The following is a 25462-nucleotide window of genomic DNA, read 5'->3' as shown; positions in this document are numbered from 1 at the left end:
TTCATGAGACGGTGTGTCTTTCATGAGACATGATGTCTTTGGTCAGACTTGTTGTCAAGTGAAAGTAGGATGTCGGCGTGACCACTCGCACGTACACCCAGAAGGCCCGGGCGCTGGCCGCCGAGGAGACACGACGGCGCATCCTCGATGCCATGCGCCATCGCCTGCGCGCAGCGCCCGCCGAGGCGCTCAGCGTCGAAGGCATCGCGCAGGAGGCCGGCGTGGCGCGCTCGACGGTGTACGTCGTGTTCGGCTCGAAGGCGGGACTGTTCGAGGCGCTGGGTCAGGACCTGCTCGAGCGCACCGGCTTCCAGCGCATCGTCGATGCCATGAAGATCCCCGATGCCCGGGACGCGGTGCGCGAGTCCCTCCGCGCAGCTGCCGCCGTCTACGCCTCCGAGCGCGACATCGCCCGAGCGATCACCTCGATGTGGTCGCTCGATCCCGACGCGGTGCGCCGCACCTTCGAGGTGGTCGAGCGCGGCCGAGCCGAAGGTCAGCGGCGGCTGGCGGAGCGGCTCCACGCGCAGGGCGAGCTGCGCCCCGGGCTCACGGTCGACGAGGCCGCCGACATCCTCTGGGTCATCACGAGCTTCGACACGTTCGACCAGCTGTTCACGGGCCGCGGCCTGAGCCAGGAGGACACCGCCGCCCGGCTGATCATGATGGCCGAGCACGCCGTCCTCGCGCCGTCGACCTGATCGCCGGTCGCTGCGGTACGGTGCCCGGTGATCGTCGCCACACTCACAGGCGCCGTCCAGCAGCCGCATGGGGCGCGGATAGGCGCTCCGCCGAGCATGGAGTCATGGCCTTCCTCGTCCACGACGCCCGCCCGCTCGAACGGCGCTCGCGTCCGTCGGCGCAGCCGGAGCGCCGGCGAGCGACGCGCCGGCTCTGGCGCGTGGACCTGCTGCAGGCCGCGGCCGCGTCATCCGTCGCCGTGGTCATCGCCCTCTTCCTCGCCGACGGCGGCGCGACGCGCTTCGCCGACCTCGGTTCGGCGCTGACCTCGCTCGGCATCGTCGGCGGGCTCGTCGCGACCGATCTCGTGCTGCTCATGCTCCTGCTCGCCGCCCGCGTTCCGCTCATCGAACGCGCCGTCGGCCACGATGCCGCGATGGCCTTCCACGGCCGGCTCGGAAAGCCCGTGCTGTACCTGCTCGTCGGGCACGGCGTGCTGCTGCTCGGCGGGTACGCGATCGCGGACGGCGTCGATCTCATGGCCGAGGCCGTCGCGATCTGGTCGCTGCCCGACCTGCCGCTCGCGGTGCTCGGCTTCGCGCTGTTCCTCGCGGTCGTCGTGAGCTCGCTCGTGGCGGTGCGCCGCAAGCTGCGCTATGAGGCGTGGCACCTCATCCACCTGCTCGTCTACGCGGCGGTGCTCGCATCGCTGCCGCACCAGTTCAGCGTCGGCGGACTCCTCGCCGAGGGGACCTGGCAGCGCTGGTACTGGCTCGTGGTCACGATCGCCACGCTCGGCGCGGTCGTGGTCTTCCGAGCACTCGTGCCCGTGGCGGTGACCCTGCGCCACCGGATGGTGGTCGAGTCCGTCGATCGAATCGACGACGGTGTCGTCTCGATCACGATGCGCGGTCGACACCTCGAGCGGCTCCGCGCGACGGGCGGCCAGTTCTTCGTCTGGCGGTTCCTCGCACCCGGCCAGTGGTGGCAGGCGCATCCCTACTCGCTGTCGGCCGCGCCGCGCAGCGGCCGGCTTCGCATCACCGTGCGCGCCTTGGGTCGGGGATCGGCGAGTCTCGCCGGCATCCGCCCCGGAACCCCGGTCGCGATCGAGGGGCCGTACGGAATCTTCAGCGAGGCCTCTCGCAGTCGACCGCGGCTCGCGCTCGTCGCTGCGGGCATCGGTGTCACGCCGATCCGGTCGCTGCTCGAGACGGCCACGTTCCGTCCCGGCGAGGCGACGGTCGTGTTGCGCACCCAGGGCGCCACCTCGGGGTGGCTCCTCGACGAGATCCGCGACCTGTGCCGATCGCGCGGAGCCACGCTCATCACGGTGCCGGGCTCCCGCGGCGACGGGTGGCTGACGGATGCCGCGGAGCGCGAGGGGCTCTCGCTCACGGCGCTGGTTCCACGGCTCGCCGAGACCGACCTGTACGTCTGCGGCCCGCGCCGGTGGGCGGACGGCGTGATCGCCGAGGCCCGCACGGCGGGCGTCAGGCCCGAGCAGATCCATCACGAGAGGTTCGACTGGTGAGGCGACGTGCGGTGATCCTCGCCTCGGCGGCCTCTGTCGCGGCGATCCTCGGCGGCTGGCAACTCGGAGCCCTGACCGCGGCGACGTCACCGGCCACGCAGGCCGGAACCGGACCGTCGGGCCATTCGCGTTCGACGGGGGCTGCGGCATCCGGGACTCCGACGAGCCAGGGAACCGTGGGCGGCACCGGCAGCACGAGCGCCGGCACCGCGGGATCCGCATCCGGGTCCGACGGCAGCTACACCGGCGACACCGTCTCGACCCGGTTCGGCGACGTGCAGGTGCAGGTGACCATCTCGGCCGGCGCCATCACCGACGTCGCGGCGACGCACCTCACCGACCACGACGGTCGCTCGATCTCGATCAGCAACCGCGCCGCGCCGATCCTCCGCGACGAGGTGCTGCAGGCGCAATCCGCGTCGGTGTCGATGGTGAGCGGGGCGACGTACACGAGCGACGCCTACCTGCAGTCGCTGCAGTCGGCTCTCGACCAGGCGGGGTTCTGATGACGCTGCCGCCTGGCGCGTTCGAGGCGATGGGCACGGTCGTGAGCGTCCGAACCCGGACCCCCGGCCTCGGCGCCGAGGAGGCCGTGTCCGCGGTCCGCGCCGTGTTCGCACGCTGGGAGCGGCGCTGCAGCCTGTTCGGCCCTGGCTCCGAGCTCAGTGGGGTCAATCGAGGCGAACTCGCACTCGGGGATGCCGGCGACGAGGTGCGCCACGCGTACGCGGTCGCACTCGACTGGCGCGCCCGCACCGGCGGCGCGTTCACCCCGCACCGAGGCGACGGACAGATCGATCTCAACGGCGTCGTCAAGGCCCTCGCGATCGCCGATGCCGGCACCGCGCTGGGGCGTGCCGGTTTCGGCCGGTACGGCATCGACGCGGGCGGCGACGTGCTCGTCGCACCGATCGGCGACGGCGAACCGCCGTGGCAGATCGGCATCGTCGATCCCGCGGATCGCGCGGCGCTCCTCGCCCGCATCGACCTCGGCGCGCATCGACTGGCCGTCGCCACCTCGGGCAGCGCCGAGCGCGGCGATCACATCTGGACCGCGCCGGGCGCCGGCCCGAATCCGTTCGTGCAGGTGAGCGTCGCCGCGATCGACATCCTCACCGCCGACGTGCTCGCCACCGCGATCGTCGCCGGCGGCGAGGACGCGCTCGACGAGTTCGCCGACCGGTTCGACGTCGACGTGCTCGCCGAGCGCCGCGACGGCTCGCTGCTCGCCACGCCGGGATGGCCGCGCCGGTCCGGCGCATCCGGCACCGGTCTCAGGCGCCCGGCCTCGGAAGCCGCTCGATGAGCGCCATGGCATCGAACGGCGCGCGCACCTTCACGTCGTTGTCGAAGTAGACGAACGCGTCCCGGCCGGCAGCCAGGTGCGCGCGCACCCAGTCTGCCCAGCGGTCGAGACTGTCGGCGTCGTAGCCCGAGACGTAGAGCTCCTCCTCGCCGTGCAGGCGCGCGTAGGCGAAGTCGGCGGTGACCCAGTCGACGCGCGGGTACTTGCCGGCGGTGTCGGCGGTGACGGATGCCACGCCATGGCGTTCGAGCAGGTCCCGCCAGGCATCCGTCTCGAAGCTCGGATGCCGCACCTCCACGGCGTGGCGGAGCTGCCGGTCGGCGGGCGCGGCCAGGGCGTACGAGGTTCGTCCCGACATCCGTCGATCGCGGTGCCGTGCGATCGCCGCCGCAGCGCCGTGCGTGCGCGGCAGTCGGGCGAGGAACGCGTCGAGGAGCGCCTCGTCGAAGCCGAGGTTCGGCGGCAGCTGCCAGAGCACCGGCCCGAGGCGGCTGCCGAGTGCCAGCAACCCCGAGGCGAAGAAGTTCGCCATCGGCGCGTCGATGTCGCCGAGCCGCTTGATGTGGGTGATGAACCGCGGCCCCTTGACGGCGAACACGAAGCCGGGCGGCACGGCATCGCGCCACCGCACCCAGTTCGACGGCCGTTGCAGCGAGTAGAAGGAGCCGTTGACCTCGATCGAGGTCACGTGGCGCGCGGCGTAGTCGAGCTCGTCGGCCTGGCGGACGCCCTTCGGGTAGAAGACCCCCCGCCACGGCGGGTAGAGCCAGCCTGAGATGCCCACCCGCGCCTCGGCCACGGTTACACGGCCACTCCGAGGAGGGCGCCGATCAGCCAGGTGGCAGCGAGCGCGAGCGCACCACCGATGGTGACCCGCAGGATGGCCCTGAGCCTCGGGCTCCCACCGATCCACGCGCTGAGCCAGCCCGTGATCGCGAGCGCGACGATGACCGCGACGAACGTGGTCGGCACGCGCCACTCGGGCGGCGGCAGCAGGATCGCGAGCATCGGCAGCACGGCGCCGACGAGGAAGGCCAGCGCGGATGCCCCGGCCGCGTGCCACGGGCTCACGACGTCCTGCTCGTCGATGTGGAGTTCCGCCTCGAGGTGCGCTGCGAGCGCGTCGTGGGCGGTGAGCTCCTCGGCGACGCGTTCGGCGGTTTCGGCGGTGAGGCCCTTGCCGCGGTAGATCTCGGCGAGCTCGGCGAGTTCCTGCTGCGGCATGTTGGCGAGCTCCCAGCGTTCCTTCGCGATGAGGGCGCGCTCGGTGTCGCGCTGGCTGGACACGGACACGTACTCGCCGAGGCCCATGGAGATGGCGCCGGCGATCACGGATGCCGTTCCCGCGATGAGGATCGCGCCGACATCCGTCGTGGCCGCGGCCACGCCGACCACGAGGGCGGCGACCGAGACGATGCCGTCGTTCGCGCCGAGCACGCCGGCGCGCAGCCAGTTCAACTTCGCATGGACCGACCCGGCGTGTGGATCGAGTTCGTGGACCGGTTCGGCGTCGGTCGGGCCTGCAGCGTGCGTCATTCCGGCAGTCTCGCATCTCGATCACGACGTCGGCCAGCATGGGCAGCCTCGCCTCACCCCGTGATTACGGCGGGTTCCGGCCGGTTCGGAGGCGCTCTGGAGGCGAGGTACCATGGGTGCTGGTCCCGCTTATCTCGACTTCGAGAGAGTCATGGCCGGGCCACTCCCACCAGCCCCTGTGCGCGACCGCGCGTGCGGATCGATTGGAAGTAGAGCGTGGATCTTTACGAGTACCAGGCCAGAGACGTGTTCGAACGATACGGGGTCCCGGTGCTCCCGGGCATCGTCGCCGACACCCCAGAGGAGGTCCGCGCGGCGGCCGAGAAGCTCGGCGGCGTCGTCGTGGTCAAGGCGCAGGTGAAGACCGGGGGCCGCGGCAAGGCCGGCGGCGTCAAGGTCGCGAAGAACCCCGACGAGGCCGAGGCGGCGGCTCGCGACATCCTGGGCCTCGACATCAAGGGTCACGTCGTGAAGCGCGTCATGGTCGCCGGCGGCGCCCGCATCGCACAGGAGTTCTACTTCTCGGTGCTGCTCGACCGCGCCAACCGCTCGTACCTCTCGCTCACGAGCGTCGAGGGCGGCATGGAGATCGAGCAGCTCGCGGTCGAGAAGCCCGAGGCGCTCGCCCGCATCGAGGTCGACCCGCTGGCCGGCGTCACGGTCGAGAAGGCGCGCGAGATCGCGACGGCCGCGAACTTCCCCGCCGAGCTCGTCGACAAGGTCGCCGACGTCTTCGTGAAGCTCTACGAGGTCTACAAGGGCGAGGACGCCACCCTCGTCGAGGTGAACCCGCTCATCCTGTCGGAAGACGGCGAGATCATCGCCCTCGACGGCAAGGTCTCGCTCGACGAGAACGCCGAGTTCCGTCACGCCGGACACGCCCTCCTCGAGGACAAGGCCGCGGCCGACCCGCTCGAGCAGCAGGCCAAGGAGCTCGACCTCAACTACGTCAAGCTCGACGGCCAGGTGGGCATCATCGGCAACGGCGCAGGCCTCGTCATGTCGACGCTCGACGTCGTCGCGTACGCGGGCGAGAACCACGGTGGCGTGAAGCCCGCCAACTTCCTCGACATCGGCGGCGGCGCCTCGGCCGAGGTCATGGCCAACGGCCTCTCGATCATCCTCGGCGACCCGCAGGTCAAGGCCGTGTTCGTGAACGTCTTCGGCGGCATCACCGCCTGCGATCAGGTCGCGAAGGGCATCGTCGGCGCGCTCGCCGAGCTGGGCCACGCCGCGAACAAGCCGCTCGTCGTGCGGCTCGACGGCAACAACGTCGTCGAGGGCCGCCGCATCCTCGAGGAGGCGGCGCACCCGCTCGTCACCCTCGCCGAGAACATGGACCAGGGCGCCGACAAGGCCGCCGAGCTGGCGAACGCCGCGTAGTAAGGGATTCAGACATGACGATCTTCCTCAACAAGGACTCCAAGGTCATCGTCCAGGGCATCACCGGCGGCGAGGGCTCGAAGCACACGGCGCGCATGCTCGCGGCGGGCACCCAGGTGGTCGGCGGCGTCAACGCCCGCAAGGCGGGCACCACGGTGCTGCACACCGACAAGGACGGCAACCCGGTCGAGCTTCCGGTGTTCGCGTCGGTCGCCGAGGCCGTCGAGCAGACGGGGGCGGATGTCTCCATCGCGTTCGTGCCGCCGGCCTACACCAAGGATGCCGTGGTCGAGGCCATCGACGCCGAGATCCCGCTCCTCGTCATCATCACCGAGGGCGTGCCCGTGCAGGACTCGGCCGAGTTCTGGGCCTACGCCAAGGAGAAGGGCGAGAAGACCCGCATCATCGGGCCGAACTGCCCCGGCATCATCAGCCCCGGCGAGTCGCTCGTCGGCATCACCCCGGCCAACATCACGGGCAAGGGCCCGATCGGCCTGGTCTCGAAGTCGGGCACGCTCACGTACCAGATGATGTACGAGCTGCGCGACCTCGGCTTCTCGACCGCCATCGGCATCGGCGGCGACCCGATCATCGGCACCACGCACATCGATGCGCTCGCCGCGTTCGAGGCCGACCCCGAGACCAAGGCGATCGTGATGATCGGCGAGATCGGCGGCGACGCCGAGGAGCGCGCAGCCGACTTCATCAAGGCCAACGTGACGAAGCCGGTCGTCGGCTACGTCGCCGGCTTCACGGCCCCCGAGGGCAAGACCATGGGTCACGCCGGCGCGATCGTGTCGGGTTCCGCCGGCACCGCGCAGGCCAAGAAGGAGGCCCTCGAGGCCGCAGGTGTCAAGGTCGGCAAGACCCCGTCCGAGACGGCGACGCTGCTGCGCGAGGTCTACGAGGCGCTCGGCGCATAGTCGCGGCGTTCACACGCAGGGAAGTGCCCCGTCGGCGATCGCCGGCGGGGCACTGCTCATGAGGTGAGCGGATGTCTCCTCTCGGTCAGCTCACGGATCGATGATGATCACGCAGGTGTAGGTGCCCGGCAGCAGGTTGCTCTTGGTGAGCGACCCGTCACCACCCGTTTCCGTCGTCTTCTCGTACGGCGGGTCGGCCGCAGCGTCGCAGTCGATCGTGGACGCGGTGCCGCCGACGACGAGCGAGTCCACCGAGACCGTGATGTTCGTCAGCGGCACGTTGGTGAACGTCACCGGCGTTGCGGTGGCGCAGGTGGTGTCAGCGACCACGACGGCGGTCTGCGGATTGTTCGAGGTCACGGCGTAATTCGTCGGAACCGACTCGGTGACCCCGTAGTTGCCGGGTTCGAGACCGGTGATGCAGATCTCGCCGTTGGCGTCAGTGGTGTACTGCGTGCCTGCGGCCGGGAAGCCGGCTCCCGTGACAGTGAACACGACACCGGCATGCGGCTGGGTCGTGGGAGTGGCCTCCTTGTGCTTCTTCGTCTTCACGACCTTCAGTGAGCCGCAGTTGTTCAGCCCGGTCTCGGTCGGGGCGATGAAGTCCTTCAGCGCCGCGGTGAAGGAGTCGGAGGACCGGCTCTTCAGGTACGCGCTGCCGAACGACACGCAGCCGGATCCGGCGATGGCATCGAAGTCGATGGTCGCCTCACCGAAGGTGCGCGGCGAGACCTCTCCGGGTTCGTCCGCCAGGCCGTCCGACTCGTCCCACGGGATCGCCGTGGTGTTGATCGATCCGGTGGCATCACCGGATGCGGTGAGGTTCTCTCGCAGACCCCAACACGGGAGTGCATTCGCGGCGACGCAGTCGGCCTTGCTCACCGTGGTGCCGTCGAAGTCCGAGTCGGTCAGCCAGTAGGCGATGAACAGTTCGGGATGGGTTCCGCCCTGAGCGAGGTCGTACTGGATGAGCAGGTCGCCCTCGGTGCGCACCGGCGTCACGTTGTTGGCCGACGTCGTCTCGGACTGGTTGAACTCGAAGTCCATGTTCGTCGTGCCGCTCGGCTCCTGGACCCGGTGCCAGAACAGGTGCAGGAAGTCGCCGGCCGCCGCTTCTTCGAGGTACAGGCCGAAGTTCAGCAGGTCGCTCTTGTTCGGCGGGATGCTGCCGTCGACGACCGTCGGAACCGCGGTGTCCTCCTTGGTGCCCTGGCCGAACGAGTCGTCGGTGGCCCCGGTGGGTTCGTCGGCCTTGCGGATCTCGTTGACGCTCGCCCAGTCGATCGAGGGTGCCGCGTCGTCCACCTTGAGGTTCGCGTCGGTGTCGATCTCGAAGTTGCTGCCAGTCAGACTCACTTCCGGGTGAGAGGCGAAGGCCGGACCGCCGACGAAGGCCGTGATCGTGAGCGCGCCGATTCCGGCGATCGCGCCGAGACGTAGACGCCTCCGTACCGGTTCCGTCGTCTCGGGCGGGGTGTTGATGTGGGGCATCGTCGCCTCCAGGTGTTACCGAAGTTCGCCCGGTCGGGTGACCCAGGCGCACCCCTACCAGGGGCGGTGCACTGGCGTACTGCGGGCGCGCGGGTACGCGCGGGCGACGGTCGTCCTGCCGGTGGACGGAGGGAATCGGGCTCCGGCGGCATCGTCCCCAGACAGGGGAGTCTCAAGTTCTGCGGGCAGGCTACACCCGGGCCGACGGAAGCGTCGAGAGAAGTCGAGCGATGCTCATGTCCCCAAAAAAGGGGACACGTCCACGAGCCGACCCGGCGTGAGAAGCTGGGTGCATGGCCGAGTCGACACCGGAGGCCCCAGGATCGGCCGAGCCGCCGCGCCCGGCGCAGCCCTCGTTCGCGACGGAGCTCGTGCGCACGACGTTCGTCACCGAGGAGTCGGTGTACGGCGTGATCCTCGTCTCGGGCATGGTCGTCGTCTCAGGTGGGCACGGCGATACCGCCGGGCGCGTGTTCTGGACCGTGCTCGTGACGGTCCTCGTGTTCTGGGCCGCCCACGTCTACGCGGGCACGGTGGCGCACCACGGCCTCGATCACGACCGGGTCGTCGGTCTCGGCGAGTCGTTCCGGATGTCGTTCCGTCGCTCCCTCGGCCTGCTCGCGTCATCCGCCATTCCGCTGTTCATCCTGCTGCTCGGGGCCACGGAGGCGATCCCCGACCGGTACGCGATCTGGGCCGCGCTCTGGGCCGGCGTGATCGTGCTCGCCGTGCTCGGCTGGATCGCGTTCGCCCGGCGCGGTTCACCGTGGCCGATCCGGGTGGCGGGCGCACTCGGCACGGCGGCGTTCGGTGTCGCGATGATCGTGCTGAAGGCATTCGTGCACTGACGACCCCATGGCGATATGGTGAGCCGAGGGGGGTCGACATGAGTGGGATGTCGGACAGTCAGCTCCGGGCACGCATCGCGGAGCTCGAGGCGGAGAATTCGGCGCTCCGCGAGATCGCGGGCGCCGAGGGGGCCACGGAGGGGGTGCCCGGGCTCGCGGCATCCGATCGGACCAGACCTGTTCGCCGAGGGCGCGGCCGCACGGTCGCGGCGGTCGTGCTGGTGGTCATCGGCCTGCTGCTCGCGCCTGTGGCGGTGATCAGCGCGTGGGCCCGGCTCGAGCTCGTGGACACCGAGCGGTTCGTGGCCACGTTCGCGCCCCTCGCCGACGACCCGGCGGTGCAGGCCTACGTCGGCGATCAGGTCACCGCCGCGATCGAGGAGCAGGTCGACATCCCCGCTCTCACCGCCGACGTCTTCGACGGGCTCCGCGCCCTCGACCTGCCGCCGCGCGCCGAGCAGGCGCTGGGGCTCCTCGAGGCGCCGGCCACGCAAGGGCTGCAATCGCTGGTCTCTGGAGTGGTTGATCGGGTCGTGGAGTCCGACGCGTTCGCCGGAGTCTGGAGGACGGCGCTCGAGGTCACCCATCGCCAGTTCGTGGCGGCCATGCAGGGCGACCCCGACGCGGCACTCGCGATCGGTGGCGAGGGAACCCTCTCGGTGCAGCTCGGCCCGATCATCGAGGCCGTGAAGGACCGACTCGAGCAACAGGGGGTGGGCTTCGCCGAGCAGATCCCCGTCATCGAGCGAAGCATCGTCGTCGCCCAGAACGACGCCTTCGTGCTCGTGCAGACGATCTACACGATCGCGGTCGCCGTCGGCACCTGGCTGCCGTGGCTCACGCTCGCGCTGCTCGTGGCCGGCGTGTTCATCGCGAAGCGACGGACGACGGCGCTCGTCTGGACCGCCGGCGGCTTCGCCCTCTCGATGCTCATCCTCGCGAGCGGCATCGGAATCGGTCGTGCCTTCTTCATCGGCACGGTGAGTCCGTCGATCATGCCGTCCGACGCGGCCGGCGTGCTCTACGACGGGCTCGTGCAGCTGATGCTCTCCACGATCCTCGCGCTCTTCGTGCTCGCCCTGTTCGTGGCGGTCATCGCCTGGCTCTCGGGTCCGTGGCGTCCGGCGCGTGCCGTGCGCGGCTTCGCCCACGCGGGCTTCTCGAGCGTGCGGCGCGCCGCCGCGAAGCAGGGCATCACCACGGGCGGGTTCGGCATCGCACTCGACCGCTGGCGGGTGGCCGCCTACGTCGTGATCGCCGTCGTCGCGTCGGTCGTCATCCTCTTCAACCGGCCCGTGACGGTGTCGTTCGTGGTCTGGACCGTGGTCATCGCACTGCTCGCCGTGGCGGTCGTCGAACTGCTCCGACGGCCCGCCGACGAGGTCGCAGCGATCCCGCCCGCGCCCGGTATCGACGAGGTTCGGGCAACCGCCTCGGCCGTCGCCGGCGACGCTGCCGAGGTGAGTCCGGCCGAACCCGCCGGTCGCGTCGGCTGACCGAGGTCCCCCGGGATAGGCTCCCGGAGGAATGAGACGCACGACGATCGCCCTGCTGGCCGCCCTCGAGGCCACCGTCGCAGCGCTCGTCGGCCTCGGGGTGGCATTCGTTCCGCTCATCCTGCTCTGGGCCGTGCACTTCGGGCTCGCGGTCGACGTCGTCGTGTTCCTCCGCGCGGCCGCCGACATCTGGCTCCTCGGCCACGGCGTCGACGTCACCGTGCAGCTCGATGCCGCCACCGCGGCACGGATGGCGCTCCCGGGAGCCGGGGATCCGTTCCCCATCACGATCGCGCTGCTGGGATTCGCCCTCCTCTCGGTGACGTCCGGGGTGCGCATCGGGCGTCGATCGGCCGCGGGCGGGCACTCGTTCTCGGGCGGCGTCTCGGCGGTGGTCGTCTTCGGCGTCGCCGGCTGGGGGCTGGCGTCGGCGTCGGCGGTCGACGCCGCTCGTGCGGACCTGTGGCAGGGCGCGCTGCTGCCGGCCTTCGTGATCGCGCTCGGCGTCGTCATGGGCGCGGTCGCCGAGTCGCTTCGCGAGGCGTCGGCGACCGATGCCGCGACCGGCGTCGTGCGCCGGGCGCTCTCGTCGCTGCCGCCCGGCCTCGTCGCGGTCACCCGGGCGAGCGTCCGCATCGGCGCGGGTGCGGCGTTCGGCGTGGTCGCGATCGGCGCGGTGCTCGTGGCGGTGCTCATCGCCCTCGACTACGCGACCATCGCGGGGCTCTACCAGACGCTCGGTGCGGGCATCGACGGAGGTCTCGCCCTCACCGTCGGGGAACTCGCGCTCCTGCCGAACGTCGTCGTCTGGGCGGCGTCGTGGCTGCTCGGGCCCGGCTTCGCCATCGGCTCGGGCTCGCTCGTCTCGACCGGCGGCACCTTGCTCGGGCCAGTCCCCGGGTTGCCGCTCCTCGGCGCGCTGCCGACCGAGGTGCCGGTGCTCGGCGCGCTCTGGCTCATCGCGCCGCTGCTGCTCGGTTTCGCGGGGGCATGGCTGGTGACGGCCGATCCCGACGTGCGCGACGACACCACGAGGGCCTGGTGGGGGCCGCTCGCGGTGAGCGCCGGTGCCGCGGCGGTCGCGGCGATCGTGCTCGGACTGCTCGCGTGGTGGTCCGGCGGCGCCGCCGGCCCCGGCCGGCTCAGCGACGTGGGACCGCAGCCGTGGCCCGTCGCGGGCGTCGCCGCGCTGACCGTGGGGATCGGCTCGATCGTCGGCGCATACGCGAGGTTCCGAGGCGCCGCGGGCGTTGGAGACGAACCGTCACGAGTCGACACGTGGCAGCGCGACGACGAGCAGGAACCCGCGCATGAGCCCGAGCATCAGCCCGAGCCCGAGCCCGAGCCCGCGCATGACCCCGCCCATGAGCATGAGCCCGCCCATGAGCCCGAGCCCGCCCATCGGGAGTTCATCTGGGGCGTCGACCGTCGACGCGACGCGGAGTAGCAGCATCCCGTTCCGTGCGGCTCATCGCGGCGGCATCCGCGGCTTCCGCCCGGCGACGCCCCGCGAAACACGCCGCATCGCAGCGGGTAGGCTCGTATGGTGCTGCAACTCGTCGTGCTGATCTCGGGCACGGGCTCCAATCTCCGCGCCCTGCTCGAGGCTTCGGAGGACGCCGAGTTCCCCGCCCGCGTCGTGGCCATCGGCGCCGACCGCGAGGCCGACGGACTCGCCCTCGGCGAGGAGTTCGGCATCCCGACGTTCATCGTGCCGTTCACGGCGTATCCCGACCGCGACGCCTGGGGCGAAGCCCTCATCGAGCAGGTGCGGCACTGGCAGCCCGACCTCGTCGTCCTCTCGGGGCTCATGCGGCTCGTGCCGCCTGCCGTCGTCGACGCGTTCTCGCCCGACCTCATCAACACGCACCCGGCGTACCTCCCCGAGTTCCCGGGCCCCCACGGCGTGCGCGACGCACTGGCCGCGGGCGTCGACCAGACCGGGGCCAGCCTCATCGTCGTCGACAACTCCGTCGACGGCGGCCCCATCATCGCGCAGGAGCGGGTGCCGGTGCTGCCGGGCGACACCGAGCAGACCCTGCACGACCGCATCAAGCCCGTCGAGCGGCGCCTGCTCATCCAGGCGGTGCTCGACATCGCGAACTCCCACCTCGACCTCAAGGAGCTGAGCCGATCATGAGCGGCCCGACGCACGACCCGAGCCTCTACCGCGAACGCGATCTCGTGCCGGTGCGCCGCGCGCTCCTCTCGGTGAGCGACAAGCGGCGCATCACCGAGCTCGCGGCCGCCCTCGCCGAGGCGGGCGCCGAGATCGTCTCAACGGGTTCGACCGCGCAGACCATCCGCGACGCGGGCTTCCAGGTGACGGATGTCGCGAGCGTCACGGGTGCCCGCGAGATGCTCGACGGGCGCGTGAAGACGTTGCATCCGTCGGTGCACGCGGGGCTCCTCGCCGACCTGCGGCTCGAGCACCACGAGCGCGAGCTCGGCGACCTCGACATCGAGCCCTTCGAGCTCGTGGTCGTGAACCTCTACCCCTTCGCGGCGACCGTCGCGGCCGGGGCATCCGAGTTCGACGCCGTCGAGCAGATCGACATCGGCGGCCCGGCCATGGTGCGCGCCTCCGCGAAGAACCACGCGAACGTCGCGATCGTGGTCTCGCCCGACCGCTACGACGACATCATCGGGGCGATCGCCGCCGGCGGCACCACGCTCGCGCAGCGCAAGGCGCTCGCGCGGGAGGCGTTCCGGCACACCGCCGCCTACGACGTCGCGGTGGCCTCGTGGCTCGGCAGCGTCGTCGCGCCCGACCAGGCGGCCGAGGAGTCGCCCTTCCCCGCATGGGTCGGCGGCACGTGGACCAAGCAGGCCGACCTCCGCTACGGCGAGAACTCGCACCAGGCCGCGGCGCTCTTCGCCTCGCAGGGCGGACGGCCCGGCATCGCGCAGGCCGTGCAGCTGCACGGCAAGGAGATGTCGTACAACAACTACGTCGACGCCGACGCGGCGGTGCGCGCGGCCTTCGACTTCGACGAGCCCGCGGTGGCGATCATCAAGCACGCCAACCCGTGCGGCATCGCGGTCGCATCGGCTGCGGCATCCGACGCCATCGCCGACGCCCACCGCCGCGCGCACGAGTGCGACCCGGTGTCGGCGTTCGGCGGCGTGATCGCCGCGAACCGCCCGGTGACCCGCGCCATGGCCGAGGCGGTCGCCGAGATCTTCACCGAGGTGCTCGTGGCGCCCGCGTTCGAGGCCGAGGCGGTCGAGCTGCTCACCGCGAAGAAGAACATCCGGCTGCTCACGCTTCCCGAGGGCTTCGCGCCGACCGAGGTGGAGACCCGGCAGATCTCGGGCGGCCTGCTCATGCAGCAGGCCGACCGGCGCTTCGCGCCCGCCGCCGAGTGGACCCTCGCGACTGGCGAGCCCGCCGACGGGGCGACCCTCGCCGACCTCGAGTTCGCCTGGCGGGCGGTGCGGGCGGTGAAGTCGAACGCGATCCTCCTCGCCTCGGGCGGCGCCTCCGTCGGCGTCGGCATGGGCCAGGTGAACCGTGTCGACTCCTGCAGGCTCGCGGTCGATCGCGCCGGTGCACGCGCGGCCGGCTCGGTCGCGGCATCCGACGCGTTCTTCCCCTTCGCCGACGGGCTGCAGATCCTGATCGACGGCGGCGTGCGCGCGGTCGTGCAGCCCGGCGGATCGGTGCGCGACGAGGAGGTCGTCACGGCGGCCCGCGCGGCCGGCATCACGATGTACTTCACGGGCGAGCGCCACTTCTTCCACTGACGCCGGTCGTTCGGGACGCCGCGTGCGGGGGCGCCGCGTGCGGATGACGGGATCAGGGCATCCGTCGTGTCCACTTCTGCGGATATACGATCCGGCGCGCCGCGCCCGATCCCGATTCCCCGGTGTGCCGGATCGTATATCCGCGAGAACGTGCAACTCCGGACGGGTCGTCGCGCAAGGGGGGCGTTCAGCCTGCGCGCACGGCGGTAGCCTTGAGGTGAGCGGCGCTCAGAAGGCGCCCACGCAGCTCCGCCCACGAAGCGGATGGAACAAGGAGACCGATCGATGATGATCACCACAACCCCGGCGACCCCTGCAGCCGAGGTCAGCGCAGCACTTCCCCTCGACGCCCCAGAGCACGAGCGCGTCCTCATCACCCACGGCCCGAGGTCGGGCCTCACCATCATCGTCGCCGTGCACTCCACGCGACTCGGGCAAGCCCTGGGCGGCGCGCGCCTGTGGCGGTACACCCACTGGACCGACGCCCTCGCCGACGCCCTGCGCCTCTCGCAGGCGATGACCATGAAGAACGCCGCGGCCGGGCTCGCTCGCGGCGGCGGCAAGGCCGTGATCGCGATCCCGCACGGCGGGGCCCTCGACGAGCGTTCCACCCGCGACGCGATGCTCGACCTCGGCGACGCCGTCGAGTCCCTCGGCGGCGCCTACATGACCGCCGAGGACGTGGGCACGAGCGCCGAGCTCATGGCCGTCGTGCACGAGCGCACCGAGCACGTCTGCGGCCTTCCGGCCGACCAGGGCGGCGTGGGCGAGCCGGCGGATGCCACCGCGGCCGGCGTCGAGGCCTCCATCCGCGCGACCCTCGCCGAGGTGTTCGGCTCGTCCGACCCCGCGGGGCGCCACTTCGTGGTCGTCGGCCTCGGCCAGGTGGGCGGACGCCTCGCCCGGAGCCTCGTGCGCGCCGGTGCACAGCTCACGGTGACGGATGTCGCGGGCTCGAAGCGCGCCCTCGCCGACGAGCTCGGCGCGACGTGGGTCGAGCCCGAGGAGGCGCACCTCGTCGAGGCGGACGTGTTCGTGCCGTGCGGGCTCGGCGGCGTGCTCACGCATGAGGTGGTCGACGCGCTCCGCGTTCGCGCGGTCGTCGGCGCCGCCAACAACCAGCTCGCATCTCGCGACGTCGCCGGCTCCCTCACCGAACGCGGCATCGTCTGGGCACCCGATTTCGTGGTCAACGCCGGCGGTGTCATCTACCTCGACGCGGCGAGCGAGCCCGACGCCGACAAGGCCGCGCTCGACGCACGCATCGCCGGCATCGGCGACACCGTGGCATCCGTGCTGCGGTCGGCGCAGGAGCACGGCACGACGACGCTCGCGGCCGCCGAACGACTCGCCCGCGAGCGTCTCGACGCCGCGCGCTGAGGGCGTCGCACGGGCCGATAGGCTCGTGCCATGACGTCGCCTGCCGCCGCGCCCCCGCCCGCTCCGGCCCGGTTCACGCCGGCCGCGACGCCTGGGCGGCGGGCGCTGGCGGTGGTCGGGTCCGCGGCGTCCGTCGCCGTCACCGCCATGCTGGTGGCGGTGTTCGCGTTCTTCATCGGCAACGGCCAGTCGCCCCAGATCTTCGGCCAGCTGTTCGGCCACTTCGCCCTCGCCGCGCTCATCGTGTGGGTGCTGCTGACGGTCGCCAACGCCGTGGGTGCCACCCGGGCGTGGTTCCTCGCGCTCATCAGCGGCTTCGCGTCGGGAGCGCTGGCCGCGCTGCTGGCGACGACCGTGACCGCGAACGCGGCGGGCAGCCCGTTCTCGGGTGCGATCTTCCTCTTCGTGATCGGCTCGCTGGTGAGCCTGAATCTCGTGTTCATCCTCACGGTGATCGCCGCCGAGGTCTTCCTCGCCCCGCGCGTCCTGCGCGGCATCCTCGCCTATGCCCCGCGACGGGCGCCGCGTCGCATCGCGCTCGTGCGCATCCCCGCATCGAACCTCGACGAGGGCGAGCTCACCCACCTCGATCGCGTTCCGGTCGACAAGGCACGCGCCGACGAGCAGTGGGACAACTACTGCGCAGCGCTCGTGGCCGAGGGCTGGGAGACGATCGAGGTCGACGCCGCACCCGAGCTCGCCGACTCCGTGTTCGTCGAGGACGCGGTCGTGTTCTTCGGCGACCTGGCCGTCATCGCGAGCCCTGGCGCCGAGTCGCGCCGGCCCGAGCTCGAGTCGGTCGAGCGCACGGTCAGGTCGGTGCCCGGCATCACGGTGCGCCGCATCGAGCTGCCCGGCACCCTTGACGGCGGCGACGTGCTGAAGGTCGGATCGACCGTGTACGTCGGCGCGTCGAGCCGCACCAACGCCGAGGGCATCCGCCAGCTCCGGGTGCTGCTCACCCCGCACGGCTACTCGGTCGTCGCGGTACCCGTGACGAAGGCGCTGCACCTGAAGACGGCCGTCACGGCGCTGCCCGACGGGACCATCATCGGCGACCCCGAACTCGTCGACGTGCCGAGCCTGTTCCACACGTTCCTGCCGGTGCCCGAGCGCGAGGGCGCCGCGGTGCTGGAGCTCTCGCCCGAGTCGCTGCTCATGTCATCCGCCGCGCCGCGGACCGCCGCCATGCTGTCGGGCCTCGGCTACCGGGTGGTCACGGTCGACATCGACGAGTTCGAGAAGCTCGAGGGCGGCGTCACGTGCCTGTCGGTGCGAGTGCGCTGACCGCCTTCACCCGGCCGTCGTGCAGTTCGAGCACGCGGTCGGCGCGCTTCACGAGGGCCGGGTCGTGGGTGGTCACCACGGCCGCGACGCCGCGGGCGTGCACGAGGTCGCCGATGAGGTCCATCACGGTGGCCGCGGTGCCGCTGTCGAGCTGACCCGTCGGCTCGTCGGCGAGGAGGACCTGCGGCCGGGCCGCGAGCGCGCGTGCGATCCCGACGCGTTGCTGCTGGCCGCCCGACAGCTCGTACGGCCGCTGTGCCGCGTGTGCGGCGAGGCCCACGAGCGCGAGCGACTCGGCGACCCGCTCGTCGCGCTCGGCACGCGGCATCCGCTGCAGCCGCAGCGGCACCTCGACGTTCTCGGCCGCCGACAGCACGGGGATGAGCCCGAACGACTGGAACACGTACCCCAGCCGGTCGCGTCGCACGGTCGCGAGCGCGTCCTCGCCGAGGGCCGACAGCTCGTCGTCGCCGAGCACGACGCGCCCCGAGGTCGGCCGGTCGAGCCCGCCGAGCAGGTTGAGGAGCGTCGTCTTGCCCGCGCCCGACGGCCCGGTCACGACGAGCAGCTCGCCGGGTCGCACCTCGAGGGAGACCTCGGCGACGGCGTGCACGGCGCCGGCGCTCGTCTCGAAGACCCGGCTCACGGTCTCGGCTCGGAGCGTCGTCATCGTTCGTCCTCCTCCGTGCCGACGGGCACGGATGCCCCGTCGACGCGTCGCGGCGGTGCATCCGCCGTCTCGTGGCCCGGCCACACGCCGACGTGGTCGCTCTCGAGGGCGAGGCGCACGCGGTCGCGCAGCTCGAGGCTCTGCATGAACTCGTGCGGGAGCTGCAGGCGCCCGACCCGGTCGAGCACGGCGAACTCCTCGGCGATGTGCTCCTCAGCGCCGTGCTCGTCGACGCGTGTCGAGCGGAGCACCTCGGTCGACGTGCGTCCGTCGCGGATCTGCACGGTGCGGCGCACATGCCCCGACACCGTGGGGTCGTGGGTCACGATGAGGGTGGTCACGCCGAGCTCGTCGTTGACCCCGCGCATGGCCTGGAGCACCGCGGCCGAGGTCGCCTCGTCGAGCTCGCCCGTCGGCTCGTCGGCGAGGAGCACGAGCGGCGCGTTGGCGAGCGCCACGGCGATGGCGACGCGCTGCTGCTGGCCGCCCGAGAGCTCGCCTGGGCGACGGTCGCGGTGTTCGCCCACGTCGAGGAGCTCGAGCAGTTCGCTCACGCGCCGCTCGCGGGCGGCGCCGCGGTGGGTGCCGGCCACGTTCATGGCGAGGGCCACGTTCTCGGCCGCGGTGAGGTAGGGCAGGAGGTTGCGGGACGTCTGCTGCCACACGAATCCGACCGTGTGGCGCTGGTACGCCACCCGCTCCCGGGAGCGCATGGTGAGCAGGTCGTGCCCGGCCACCCGTGCGACACCGGCCGTGGCGGTGTCCAGCCCCGAGAGGATCGTGAGCAGCGTCGACTTGCCCGAGCCGGACGCGCCGACCACGGCGACCATCTCGCCCGCCTCGACGCGCAGGTTCAGTCCCTGCAGCGCCTGCACCTCGACGCCGTCGGCGGAGAAGATCCGCACGAGATCGGTGCACAGGATGTGCGGTTCCGCATCGGTTGGGGCCACCTGGATCATCCTTCCTCCTCCGCGCGCATCGCGCGTGCGGCATTCACCCGGCCGCCGATGCCGGATGCGACGGCGGCCGCGACGCCCGTCACGAGCACGGCACCCGCGAGCACGGCCGTGACGAGCCAGGGGTCGTACGCGATCACGGGCTGATCGTCGCCGCCCGTGAACGCGCTGAGGTCGATGCCCTGCAGCACCACGAACGGCAGCACGATGCCGAGTGCGGCGCCGACGACCACGGCGACGGTCGCGACGGGTCCGATCTCCCACGCGACGAGTCCGCGTTCGCCCCGGCGTCCCAGTCCGAGCGTCGAGAGCAGCGGCAGCAGGCGGTCCCGCGCGGGCCGGCCGACGACGAGCGTGAGCACGATGGCCAACGCGGTGAGCAGGCTGGCCAGCACGATCGCCGCGACCAGCGCGACGATGAGTCCGCGCGCCGTGGCCCGCTCGGCCAGCTCGCGTGCGAGGTCGGCCGGCGTCGTGACGGTCGCCTCGTCGCCGGCGATCTCGGCGAGCGCCCGCGTGACGCCCGCGGCGTCCGCTCCGGGTTCGAATCGCACGAGCACGCTTCGCGGCACGAGCGTGTCGGTGAACGGCTCGGCATTGGCGACATCCATGAGCACCCAGTTCGAGCGCGGGGAGTACGCCGTGGTGCCCTCCACGGCACCATCGATGCGGACCGCGTCGCCGTCGAGCTCGAAGGCGGCGTCGGCGCCGGCGTCGTCGATGAGCGAGTCGACGAGCCCCGAGGCGAGGACGGGCACGCCGTCGTCGCCGATGGGGTCGGCGAGGGTCGCGGGCAGCGGCGTGGCGTCGGCACGCCCGGCCTGCACACGCCGCATCTCCTCGGTGTCCACGACGATGAGGGTGGTCGAGCGTTGCCGGCCGTCGATCGAGAGCTGCGCCGGCCGGGTGGAGTACACCGGGCCGACGGCCTCGACACCCGGCACGGAGCGGAACTCGTCGAGCTGCGCTCGCGTGAACGGCGTGCCCGTGACCGCGGCATCGGCGCCGATCCGTGCCGCGGCGCTCGACTCGATGCCGGTGCGGACCGTGCCGAGGAGGACCGCGGAGAACACCGCGACGGAGACGCCGACCACGACGGCCAGCACGGGCACGAGTCCGGCCGACGGATCGCGCAGCGCTCGGGCGGAACCGAGGAACGACACGAGTCCGGGCCGGAGCGACATCCGCTGCACGAGACGCGCGAGCGGCAACGGGTAGAGCCGGAGGACCACCACGCAGGCGACGAGCGACAGGAGCAGCGGCACGGCGGCGAGCAGGGGGTCGACCCCGGTCACCGCGGCGGAGGTCGCGAGCCCCCGTTGGAGGAGCAGCACCACCGCGGCCGCCGCCATGAGCGCGACGACGAGCTCCACGACCCAGCGGAACCGGAAGCCTCCGGCAGCGCCGAGATCGGCACGAGAACGACGCAGCGGACTGAGTGCCGGGGCCGAGCTGACGAGGAGAAGCGCGGGCGTCACGGCGAACGCGGCCGCGAGGAGCCAGCCCCCGGCGCCGGCTTCGGCCGGCACCGCAACGCTGCCGACGACCCCGCCGAGGATCGCCGCCGGAACACCGATGAGCAGCCCCTCGAGCGCGAGGATGCCGCGCAGCTGGCCGGGCGACGCGCCTCGCGCGGCCGCGAGCTCGAGCCCGGTCCGCCGGCGCTCGAAGACCACCCGTGCACCGAGCACGAGCACGGCGATCATGACGCCGATCGGTCCGGATGCGATGGTCGCGAACACGGCGTCGCCGGCCGAAGCGGTGGCGGATGCCTCGACGAGCGCATCCCGCAGGCCGCCGACGAAGGCGACGTCGCTCACCTCGTCGATGTACCCGTTCCGCTCTCCGGATCCCAGTCGGTGCACGTCGCTCGAGAACTCGCCGAGCTGGGCCTGGAGCCGGGCGTTCTCATCGGAGGTGATGCGGTCGGTGAGGACGGGGAACCAGAGCTGCATCCGCACCGGCAGGTTCACGATGCGGAAGGCCGGCCAGGAGGCGGGATCCACGAATGCGACGGCGGTGATCTCGGGCGGCGCGAGGCCGTTGTCGATGACCAGGGGCTCGATGGCGGTGGTCACGTGGGTCCAGTACTCGTCGGCGTCGTCGCTGGGCGCCACCGTCCCGACCAGACGCAGGGCCTGGTCGATCCCGCCGATGTCGAGGAACCGATCCTCGCCGAGCTCCCACGCCATGCGGTCGGCCACCGCCTCGGCGAGCAGGATCTCGACCACGCCGCTACCGGGCACCGCGGCCTCGACCGTGACGGGCCATTCGCCCGTGGCGAGCTCGACGTGCTCGCGCAGGCGCGGGTCGAAGGTCGGCAGCACGCGGTAGACGGGCGATCCCGGGCCGGCACCCGGCACCTCCGCCCGGGTCGGCCCCATGGTGAGCGCGACGAGCGGATCGCCGGTGACGCTCCGGAGCGGCTGCGGCATGCCGGCGTGCACGTCGCGGAGGAGATCCTCCTGCAGGCCCCAGACGGCGTCCACGTCATCGTCGAGCGTCGTGTCTCCCGATGACGGCCCGACCTGGGGTCGCGCGAGCGTGGTGACGGTCAGGTCGAGCTCGTACCCGGGTGTGTCGGCGGTCTGCTCGGCGAGCGCGCCGGTGTGCTGCGTGGCGATCGCACGCGGGAGTGCGGTGGCGAGCAGGGCGCCGACGAGCACGAGCAACGCCAGGGCGATCGATGCGCCCGGGGCGGCGAGGAACTGGCGTCGCAGCAGTCCCGGGGTTCCGAGATGCGAGCGGTGCCGCCTCATCGTTCCTCCTCGCGGAGGCCGGGGCGCGACGCCGTGCGGCGGATGCCCGCGCCGGCCCGAGCGCCGATCGCCCCTCCGAGCACGAGGAACACGGCGAGTCCGACGCACCATGGAAGCCAGGCCAGGTCGAGTCCGACGGGCAGCGCCGGGGGAGCGCCGGCCACCGCGGCACGAGCGAGCTCGCGCACCGTGGCGGCGGAGGCGATCGCGCCCACCAGGATGCCGATGACGACCGCGAGGGCGACGGATGCGGCGAGCTCCGCGAAGCGGGCGCGGGCCTGGAGGCGTGGCGGCACGCCGAGCACGCGGAGCACGACGACCTCGCCGAACCGAGCGCGGTCGAGCGCCGCCGAGAGCGCCACGAGCGCGATGAGGGCGAACACGAGCGCCCCGGCGGTGCCCGCCCAGAGCGCCGCGATCGCGGGGCCGACCAGCTCGACGGATGAGGCGTCTGCGCGCGTCGACACGACGAGCGGGGTCGTGCGCCGCTGTTCGAGCGCGTCGGCCACGGCCTCGGGGGCGGCTGCCGCAAGCCATCGCTCGGTCGCGGCGGGAACGCCGGCGCCGGCGGCGAACGCGGCGCGCGAGAGCGCACCGAGGTCGGCGAGCAGGCCGGAATCGCCGGCACCCGGCAGGGCGGGCGCCACCCCGGCCACCACGGCGTGCACGTCCGCGCCACCCCGGAGCACGCGGAACACGAGGGCGTCGCCGGGCTCGGCCTGGATGCGTGCGGCGAGGGCTGCGCCGATGAGCACCGGCACGGGCGCGTCGTCGGCCGCCGTCGCCACGCGCCCGCTCGGACGCGTGGCCGACAGGGTCGTCTGACCGGTCGCCTCGATGGGATCGGCTGCCGCACCGCCACCGTCGACCGTCACACCGTCGACCGTGACGTCGTCGAAGGCCGCCGTCACATCGCCGAGGCCCTGCGAGCCGGTGAGCACCGCCTCGAAGCCGAGGAGGCGCAACCCCGATGCGGCGGGCAGGTCGGCGGTCGCCGTGCCGCCGCCTGCCGACACGTCGAACTCCCCGGCCGGGAGGCGCCCCGCCGCGCCGTCGGGGTCGAGCACCCACGCGAAGATCGCGACCGAGCCCGGGGTGCCTGCAGGCGCGTCGAGCCGCACGTGGACGGCCACCGCGGTGGCCGCTGGCGGCAGCGCGGGCGACGCCGCTGCCGAGACCGCGAGTTCCTCGAGGTCGCCGCGGTCGAGCTTCGTCTCCGGCGAGATCTCCGCGAGGCGGGCCGCGGGGGCGGCCACGAGGACGGCGGGGTCGGAGCCGATGCGCACCTCGCCGCGGGCGACCTGGCCGTTCGCCGCGACGCCCGTCACCTCGGCGGAGGGGTCGGCGGCCGGGAACGGTGCGGTGCCCTCGACGACGTCGCCGCCCGCGAGGAGGATGCGGACGTCGCCGCCCGTGGCGACGGCGGCAGCGGCCCGGTCGAACTCCTGCCAGGTGCCGGCGAAGGCCGCCGCGAGCGTCAGCCCGGCGACCGCGAGCATGGTCACGAGGGAGGCCGAACCGTAGAGCCCTGCACGTCGCGAGAGCTGTCGCATCGGCAGCGCGGGCACGAGACCCGGACGACCCGACGCGGACCGTTCGAGCATCGCGCCGAGCGGGCGCGAGAGGCCGAGCGCGGCGAGGGAGATGGCGAGGAGCAGCAGCACGGGAGCGAGCACGGCGATCGGATCCACTTCGAGCGCGCCCGAGGCGCTCGCGACGAGCGGCGAGCCGTAGAGCCGGAACTGCCAGAGGGCGACGGCGGCGGCCACCGCCACGAGGATGACGCCGCCGGCCGCGGCGGCGCGCGGCATCCGGCCCGTCTCGTCTCCGGCACCGCGCACGACGGGTCTCGTCGCTTCCCGCCATGCCCGGCCGGCGACGAGCGCGACGGCGCCGACGAGGGCGACGGATGCCACGACCGCGGCGAGCTCCCAGTCGCGGGCCTCGCCGGGGTGCACTGCGGCGAGCAGCAGCTCGGCGCCCGCTGCGCCGAGCAGTGCGGCAGGAATCCCGACCGCGAGCACCTCGATCGCGGTGTCGCGTGCGAGCCGCCACGCGGAGGCGCCGCGCGCACGCAGCAGCACCGTCTCGCCGCGTCGTGCGGCCGAGAGCAGCGACGCGAGCCGGTCCATGGCCGCGAAGCCGGCGAACGCGAGCAGCAGCACGGGCAGCGGGGCGATCGCGCGCACCGCGCCGAGGCCCGCAAGCAGCCGGTCGAGCGTCGCCGGCAACCCCCCGAGCGTCGAGAGCCCGTCGTTGCCCATCTCGGGAAGGGCGCGTAGCGCGGGCTCGACGTCCGGGATGGCGGCGCGAAGCGCGGCCGCACCCTCAGGGGTGGCATCCGCGGCATCCGCCGTCGCCGTCCACCGCACGATCGTCGCAACGGGCAGGTCGGCGACCGCCTCGTCGCGGACGAGGAAGGGGCCGAAACCGCCCGCCGCGGCGCCGGTCGCGACCATGGGATCGCCGAACCACTCGCTCGCGGCAGCGTCGTCGGGAAGCCAGGTGCCGACGACGAGGAGCCGGCGGGTGCCGTCGTCGGCGGGCAGTTCGACGACGTCGCCGGGCACGAGGCCGAGGGATTCGGCCGCGGCGGCGTGCAGGGCCGCGGGCGACGCGCCGACATCGGTCGCCGCCGAGGTCGCCTCGGTGTCATCGGGCCAGGCGCCGGCGACGAGCGACGCGCGCCCGCGCACGTCGGGATCCGCGAGCAGCACCGCGCCGAAGCGCCGACCGTCGGATGCGGCGATGACGGGAGCGGTCTGCACCGAGCGGCTCAAGTCGGCCCCGTGCGGCGCGATCATGCGGTCGAGCACGGTCGCCGCAGCCTCGGCCTGCGCCTCCGTGTCCTCGGTGACGCGGATCTGCCAGCGCACCGCCCCGTCGACTCCGGACGCCGCCCCGAGGCCGTCCCGGAGGCTTCCGAGTGCGGCGCCCGCGAGCGAGTCGACGACCGCCGTGCCGACCGCGGTGAGGAGCAGGACGACGGCGGCGATCGAACCGAGCACGCCGGCGCGAGCCGTCGCCCGTGCGAACACGGCGCGTGTCGCTCCCACTCGCTCTCCTCGGTGTCGATCGGGGTGCGTGAGAGGCGGGATGCGGAGCAGGTCGTCCGTTTCACGCGGATGACGAATCCGCACAGCATATCGGCGAGGGTGGTCTTGCATGCCACCGCCCGAAACCCCTATTCTGGGGGGCTGGCCGCCGCGATCCGGGGCCATGAGGTACGCAGACGATCCGCAGGAGGACACCATGCAGACAGACAGCTTCGCACGCCAGTTCACGGCCCGCGGCGCTGCTCGTCCGGCGTCCCCGGTCGTCGCGCTCGCCGGGTAGCTCCCGCCCCGCCTCGGCAGGCGCTGCCTGCCCCCGATTCCGCGGTCGATCCGCGCCCGGCGCCTCCCCACTCGCGCCTCACCTCATCTCGCCGAGCTCCACGTCGTTCGACGACGTCTCGGCGCCCCT

20 protein-coding genes are annotated in these 25462 nt (G+C 72.5%); 13 read left to right on the top strand and 7 right to left on the bottom strand.

The genetic code is table 11. The features are described 5' to 3' along the window. Positions 1–77: 77 nt before the first annotated feature. The 4 genes from ACVFI9_RS15410 to ACVFI9_RS15395 all read left to right on the top strand — a co-directional run bounded on the left by ACVFI9_RS15410 (position 78) and on the right by ACVFI9_RS15395 (position 3521). Positions 78–701 (top strand): TetR/AcrR family transcriptional regulator, encoded by a 624-nt coding sequence (locus tag ACVFI9_RS15410; RefSeq protein ID WP_474763080.1) that lies wholly within the window; start codon positions 78–80, stop codon positions 699–701. Positions 702–805: 104 nt separating this feature from the next. Continuing rightward, complete coding sequence (locus ACVFI9_RS15405; protein WP_474763079.1) at positions 806–2215, top strand: ferredoxin reductase family protein; 1410 nt, start codon at positions 806–808, stop codon at positions 2213–2215. Beyond that, the gene (locus ACVFI9_RS15400; protein ID WP_474763078.1) at positions 2212–2721 is read left to right on the top strand and encodes an FMN-binding protein; all 510 of its coding nucleotides are present in this window, start codon (positions 2212–2214) and stop codon (positions 2719–2721) included. Before ACVFI9_RS15405 ends, ACVFI9_RS15400 begins: the two co-directional genes overlap by 4 nt. Then, entirely contained in the window at positions 2721–3521 is an 801-nt protein-coding gene (locus ACVFI9_RS15395; RefSeq protein WP_474763077.1) for an FAD:protein FMN transferase, read from the top strand. The genes ACVFI9_RS15400 and ACVFI9_RS15395 overlap by 1 nt, the downstream gene beginning before the upstream one ends. Here ACVFI9_RS15395 and ACVFI9_RS15390 read toward each other — a convergent pair. Further along, positions 3490–4305 (bottom strand): DUF72 domain-containing protein, encoded by an 816-nt coding sequence (locus ACVFI9_RS15390; RefSeq protein ID WP_474763076.1) that lies wholly within the window; start codon positions 4303–4305, stop codon positions 3490–3492. The two genes, ACVFI9_RS15395 and ACVFI9_RS15390, sit on opposite strands and share 32 nt — an antisense overlap. A 17-nt stretch (positions 4306–4322) precedes the next feature. Further along, the gene (locus ACVFI9_RS15385; RefSeq protein ID WP_474763075.1) at positions 4323–5057 is read right to left on the bottom strand and encodes a VIT1/CCC1 transporter family protein; all 735 of its coding nucleotides are present in this window, start codon (positions 5055–5057) and stop codon (positions 4323–4325) included. 216 nt (positions 5058–5273) lie between these two features. Between ACVFI9_RS15385 and sucC the strand changes: the two genes are divergently transcribed. Both sucC and sucD read left to right on the top strand, forming a co-directional pair. Further along, the gene (gene sucC / locus ACVFI9_RS15380; protein WP_474763074.1) at positions 5274–6440 is read left to right on the top strand and encodes an ADP-forming succinate--CoA ligase subunit beta; all 1167 of its coding nucleotides are present in this window, start codon (positions 5274–5276) and stop codon (positions 6438–6440) included. Between the two features lie 14 nt (positions 6441–6454). After that, on the top strand, positions 6455–7363 hold the full coding sequence (gene sucD, locus ACVFI9_RS15375; protein WP_474763073.1) for a succinate--CoA ligase subunit alpha: 909 nt from the start codon (positions 6455–6457) through the stop codon (positions 7361–7363). 90 nt (positions 7364–7453) lie between these two features. Here sucD and ACVFI9_RS15370 read toward each other — a convergent pair whose 3' ends face one another. Continuing rightward, positions 7454–8854, bottom strand: coding sequence for a SpaA isopeptide-forming pilin-related protein (locus ACVFI9_RS15370; RefSeq protein WP_474763072.1), 1401 nt, complete (start codon positions 8852–8854; stop codon positions 7454–7456). 293 nt (positions 8855–9147) lie between these two features. Between ACVFI9_RS15370 and ACVFI9_RS15365 the strand changes: the two genes are divergently transcribed. From ACVFI9_RS15365 to ddaH, 7 genes are all read left to right on the top strand, one after another. Next, positions 9148–9702, top strand: coding sequence for a hypothetical protein (locus ACVFI9_RS15365; RefSeq protein ID WP_474763071.1), 555 nt, complete (start codon positions 9148–9150; stop codon positions 9700–9702). Between the two features lie 38 nt (positions 9703–9740). Next, positions 9741–11198 (top strand): hypothetical protein, encoded by a 1458-nt coding sequence (locus ACVFI9_RS15360; RefSeq protein ID WP_474763070.1) that lies wholly within the window; start codon positions 9741–9743, stop codon positions 11196–11198. A gap of 31 nt (positions 11199–11229) precedes the next feature. Then, positions 11230–12645 (top strand): cell division protein PerM, encoded by a 1416-nt coding sequence (locus ACVFI9_RS15355; RefSeq protein WP_474763069.1) that lies wholly within the window; start codon positions 11230–11232, stop codon positions 12643–12645. 99 nt (positions 12646–12744) lie between these two features. Further along, positions 12745–13338: a phosphoribosylglycinamide formyltransferase gene (purN, locus tag ACVFI9_RS15350; RefSeq protein ID WP_474763068.1), complete on the top strand. Its 594-nt coding sequence runs from the start codon at positions 12745–12747 to the stop codon at positions 13336–13338. Next, positions 13335–14945, top strand: a complete 1611-nt coding sequence (gene purH / locus ACVFI9_RS15345) for a bifunctional phosphoribosylaminoimidazolecarboxamide formyltransferase/IMP cyclohydrolase (protein ID WP_474763067.1) — start codon at positions 13335–13337, stop codon at positions 14943–14945. The genes purN and purH overlap by 4 nt, the downstream gene beginning before the upstream one ends. A gap of 288 nt (positions 14946–15233) precedes the next feature. Further along, the gene (locus ACVFI9_RS15340) at positions 15234–16325 is read left to right on the top strand and encodes a Glu/Leu/Phe/Val dehydrogenase family protein (RefSeq protein ID WP_474766286.1); all 1092 of its coding nucleotides are present in this window, start codon (positions 15234–15236) and stop codon (positions 16323–16325) included. A 30-nt stretch (positions 16326–16355) separates the two neighbouring features. Further along, positions 16356–17612: a dimethylargininase gene (gene ddaH, locus ACVFI9_RS15335; RefSeq protein ID WP_474763066.1), complete on the top strand. Its 1257-nt coding sequence runs from the start codon at positions 16356–16358 to the stop codon at positions 17610–17612. Here ddaH and ACVFI9_RS15330 read toward each other — a convergent pair. Genes ACVFI9_RS15330 through ACVFI9_RS15315 form a run of 4 tightly spaced genes read right to left on the bottom strand, consistent with a single transcriptional unit; the run spans position 17584 to position 25053 of the window. After that, the gene (locus tag ACVFI9_RS15330) at positions 17584–18282 is read right to left on the bottom strand and encodes an ABC transporter ATP-binding protein (protein WP_474763065.1); all 699 of its coding nucleotides are present in this window, start codon (positions 18280–18282) and stop codon (positions 17584–17586) included. The two genes, ddaH and ACVFI9_RS15330, sit on opposite strands and share 29 nt — an antisense overlap. Further along, entirely contained in the window at positions 18279–19241 is a 963-nt protein-coding gene (locus tag ACVFI9_RS15325; RefSeq protein WP_474763064.1) for an ABC transporter ATP-binding protein, read from the bottom strand. Before ACVFI9_RS15325 ends, ACVFI9_RS15330 begins: the two co-directional genes overlap by 4 nt. Further along, entirely contained in the window at positions 19238–21997 is a 2760-nt protein-coding gene (locus tag ACVFI9_RS15320; protein ID WP_474763063.1) for an FtsX-like permease family protein, read from the bottom strand. The genes ACVFI9_RS15325 and ACVFI9_RS15320 overlap by 4 nt, the downstream gene beginning before the upstream one ends. Then, a complete protein-coding gene (locus ACVFI9_RS15315; protein WP_474763062.1) occupies positions 21994–25053 on the bottom strand; it encodes an ABC transporter permease family protein in 3060 nt (1019 codons plus the stop codon). Before ACVFI9_RS15315 ends, ACVFI9_RS15320 begins: the two co-directional genes overlap by 4 nt. Positions 25054–25462: the final 409 nt, after the last annotated feature.

The sequence above is a fragment of the Agromyces sp. NSFZ genome, from assembly GCF_056156205.1.
This window is presented reverse-complemented; position numbering and strand designations above follow the sequence as displayed.

Excerpts from the sequence above, each read along its gene's own strand:
- sucD (WP_474763073.1), top strand. The coding sequence starts at position 6,455 with ATGACGATCTTCCTCAACAAGGACTCCAAGGTCATCGTCCAGGGCATC.
- ACVFI9_RS15405 (WP_474763079.1), top strand. The coding sequence starts at position 806 with ATGGCCTTCCTCGTCCACGACGCCCGCCCGCTCGAACGGCGCTCGCGT.
- ACVFI9_RS15360 (WP_474763070.1), top strand. The coding sequence starts at position 9,741 with ATGAGTGGGATGTCGGACAGTCAGCTCCGGGCACGCATCGCGGAGCTC.
- purH (WP_474763067.1), top strand. The coding sequence starts at position 13,335 with ATGAGCGGCCCGACGCACGACCCGAGCCTCTACCGCGAACGCGATCTC.
- ACVFI9_RS15385 (WP_474763075.1), bottom strand. The coding sequence starts at position 5,057 with ATGACGCACGCTGCAGGCCCGACCGACGCCGAACCGGTCCACGAACTC.
- ACVFI9_RS15330 (WP_474763065.1), bottom strand. The coding sequence starts at position 18,282 with ATGACGACGCTCCGAGCCGAGACCGTGAGCCGGGTCTTCGAGACGAGC.
- ACVFI9_RS15395 (WP_474763077.1), top strand. The coding sequence starts at position 2,721 with ATGACGCTGCCGCCTGGCGCGTTCGAGGCGATGGGCACGGTCGTGAGC.
- ACVFI9_RS15325 (WP_474763064.1), bottom strand. The coding sequence starts at position 19,241 with ATGATCCAGGTGGCCCCAACCGATGCGGAACCGCACATCCTGTGCACC.
- ACVFI9_RS15320 (WP_474763063.1), bottom strand. The coding sequence starts at position 21,997 with ATGAGGCGGCACCGCTCGCATCTCGGAACCCCGGGACTGCTGCGACGC.
- ACVFI9_RS15365 (WP_474763071.1), top strand. The coding sequence starts at position 9,148 with ATGGCCGAGTCGACACCGGAGGCCCCAGGATCGGCCGAGCCGCCGCGC.
- ACVFI9_RS15340 (WP_474766286.1), top strand. The coding sequence starts at position 15,234 with ATGATCACCACAACCCCGGCGACCCCTGCAGCCGAGGTCAGCGCAGCA.
- ACVFI9_RS15355 (WP_474763069.1), top strand. The coding sequence starts at position 11,230 with ATGAGACGCACGACGATCGCCCTGCTGGCCGCCCTCGAGGCCACCGTC.
- ddaH (WP_474763066.1), top strand. The coding sequence starts at position 16,356 with ATGACGTCGCCTGCCGCCGCGCCCCCGCCCGCTCCGGCCCGGTTCACG.
- ACVFI9_RS15370 (WP_474763072.1), bottom strand. The coding sequence starts at position 8,854 with ATGCCCCACATCAACACCCCGCCCGAGACGACGGAACCGGTACGGAGG.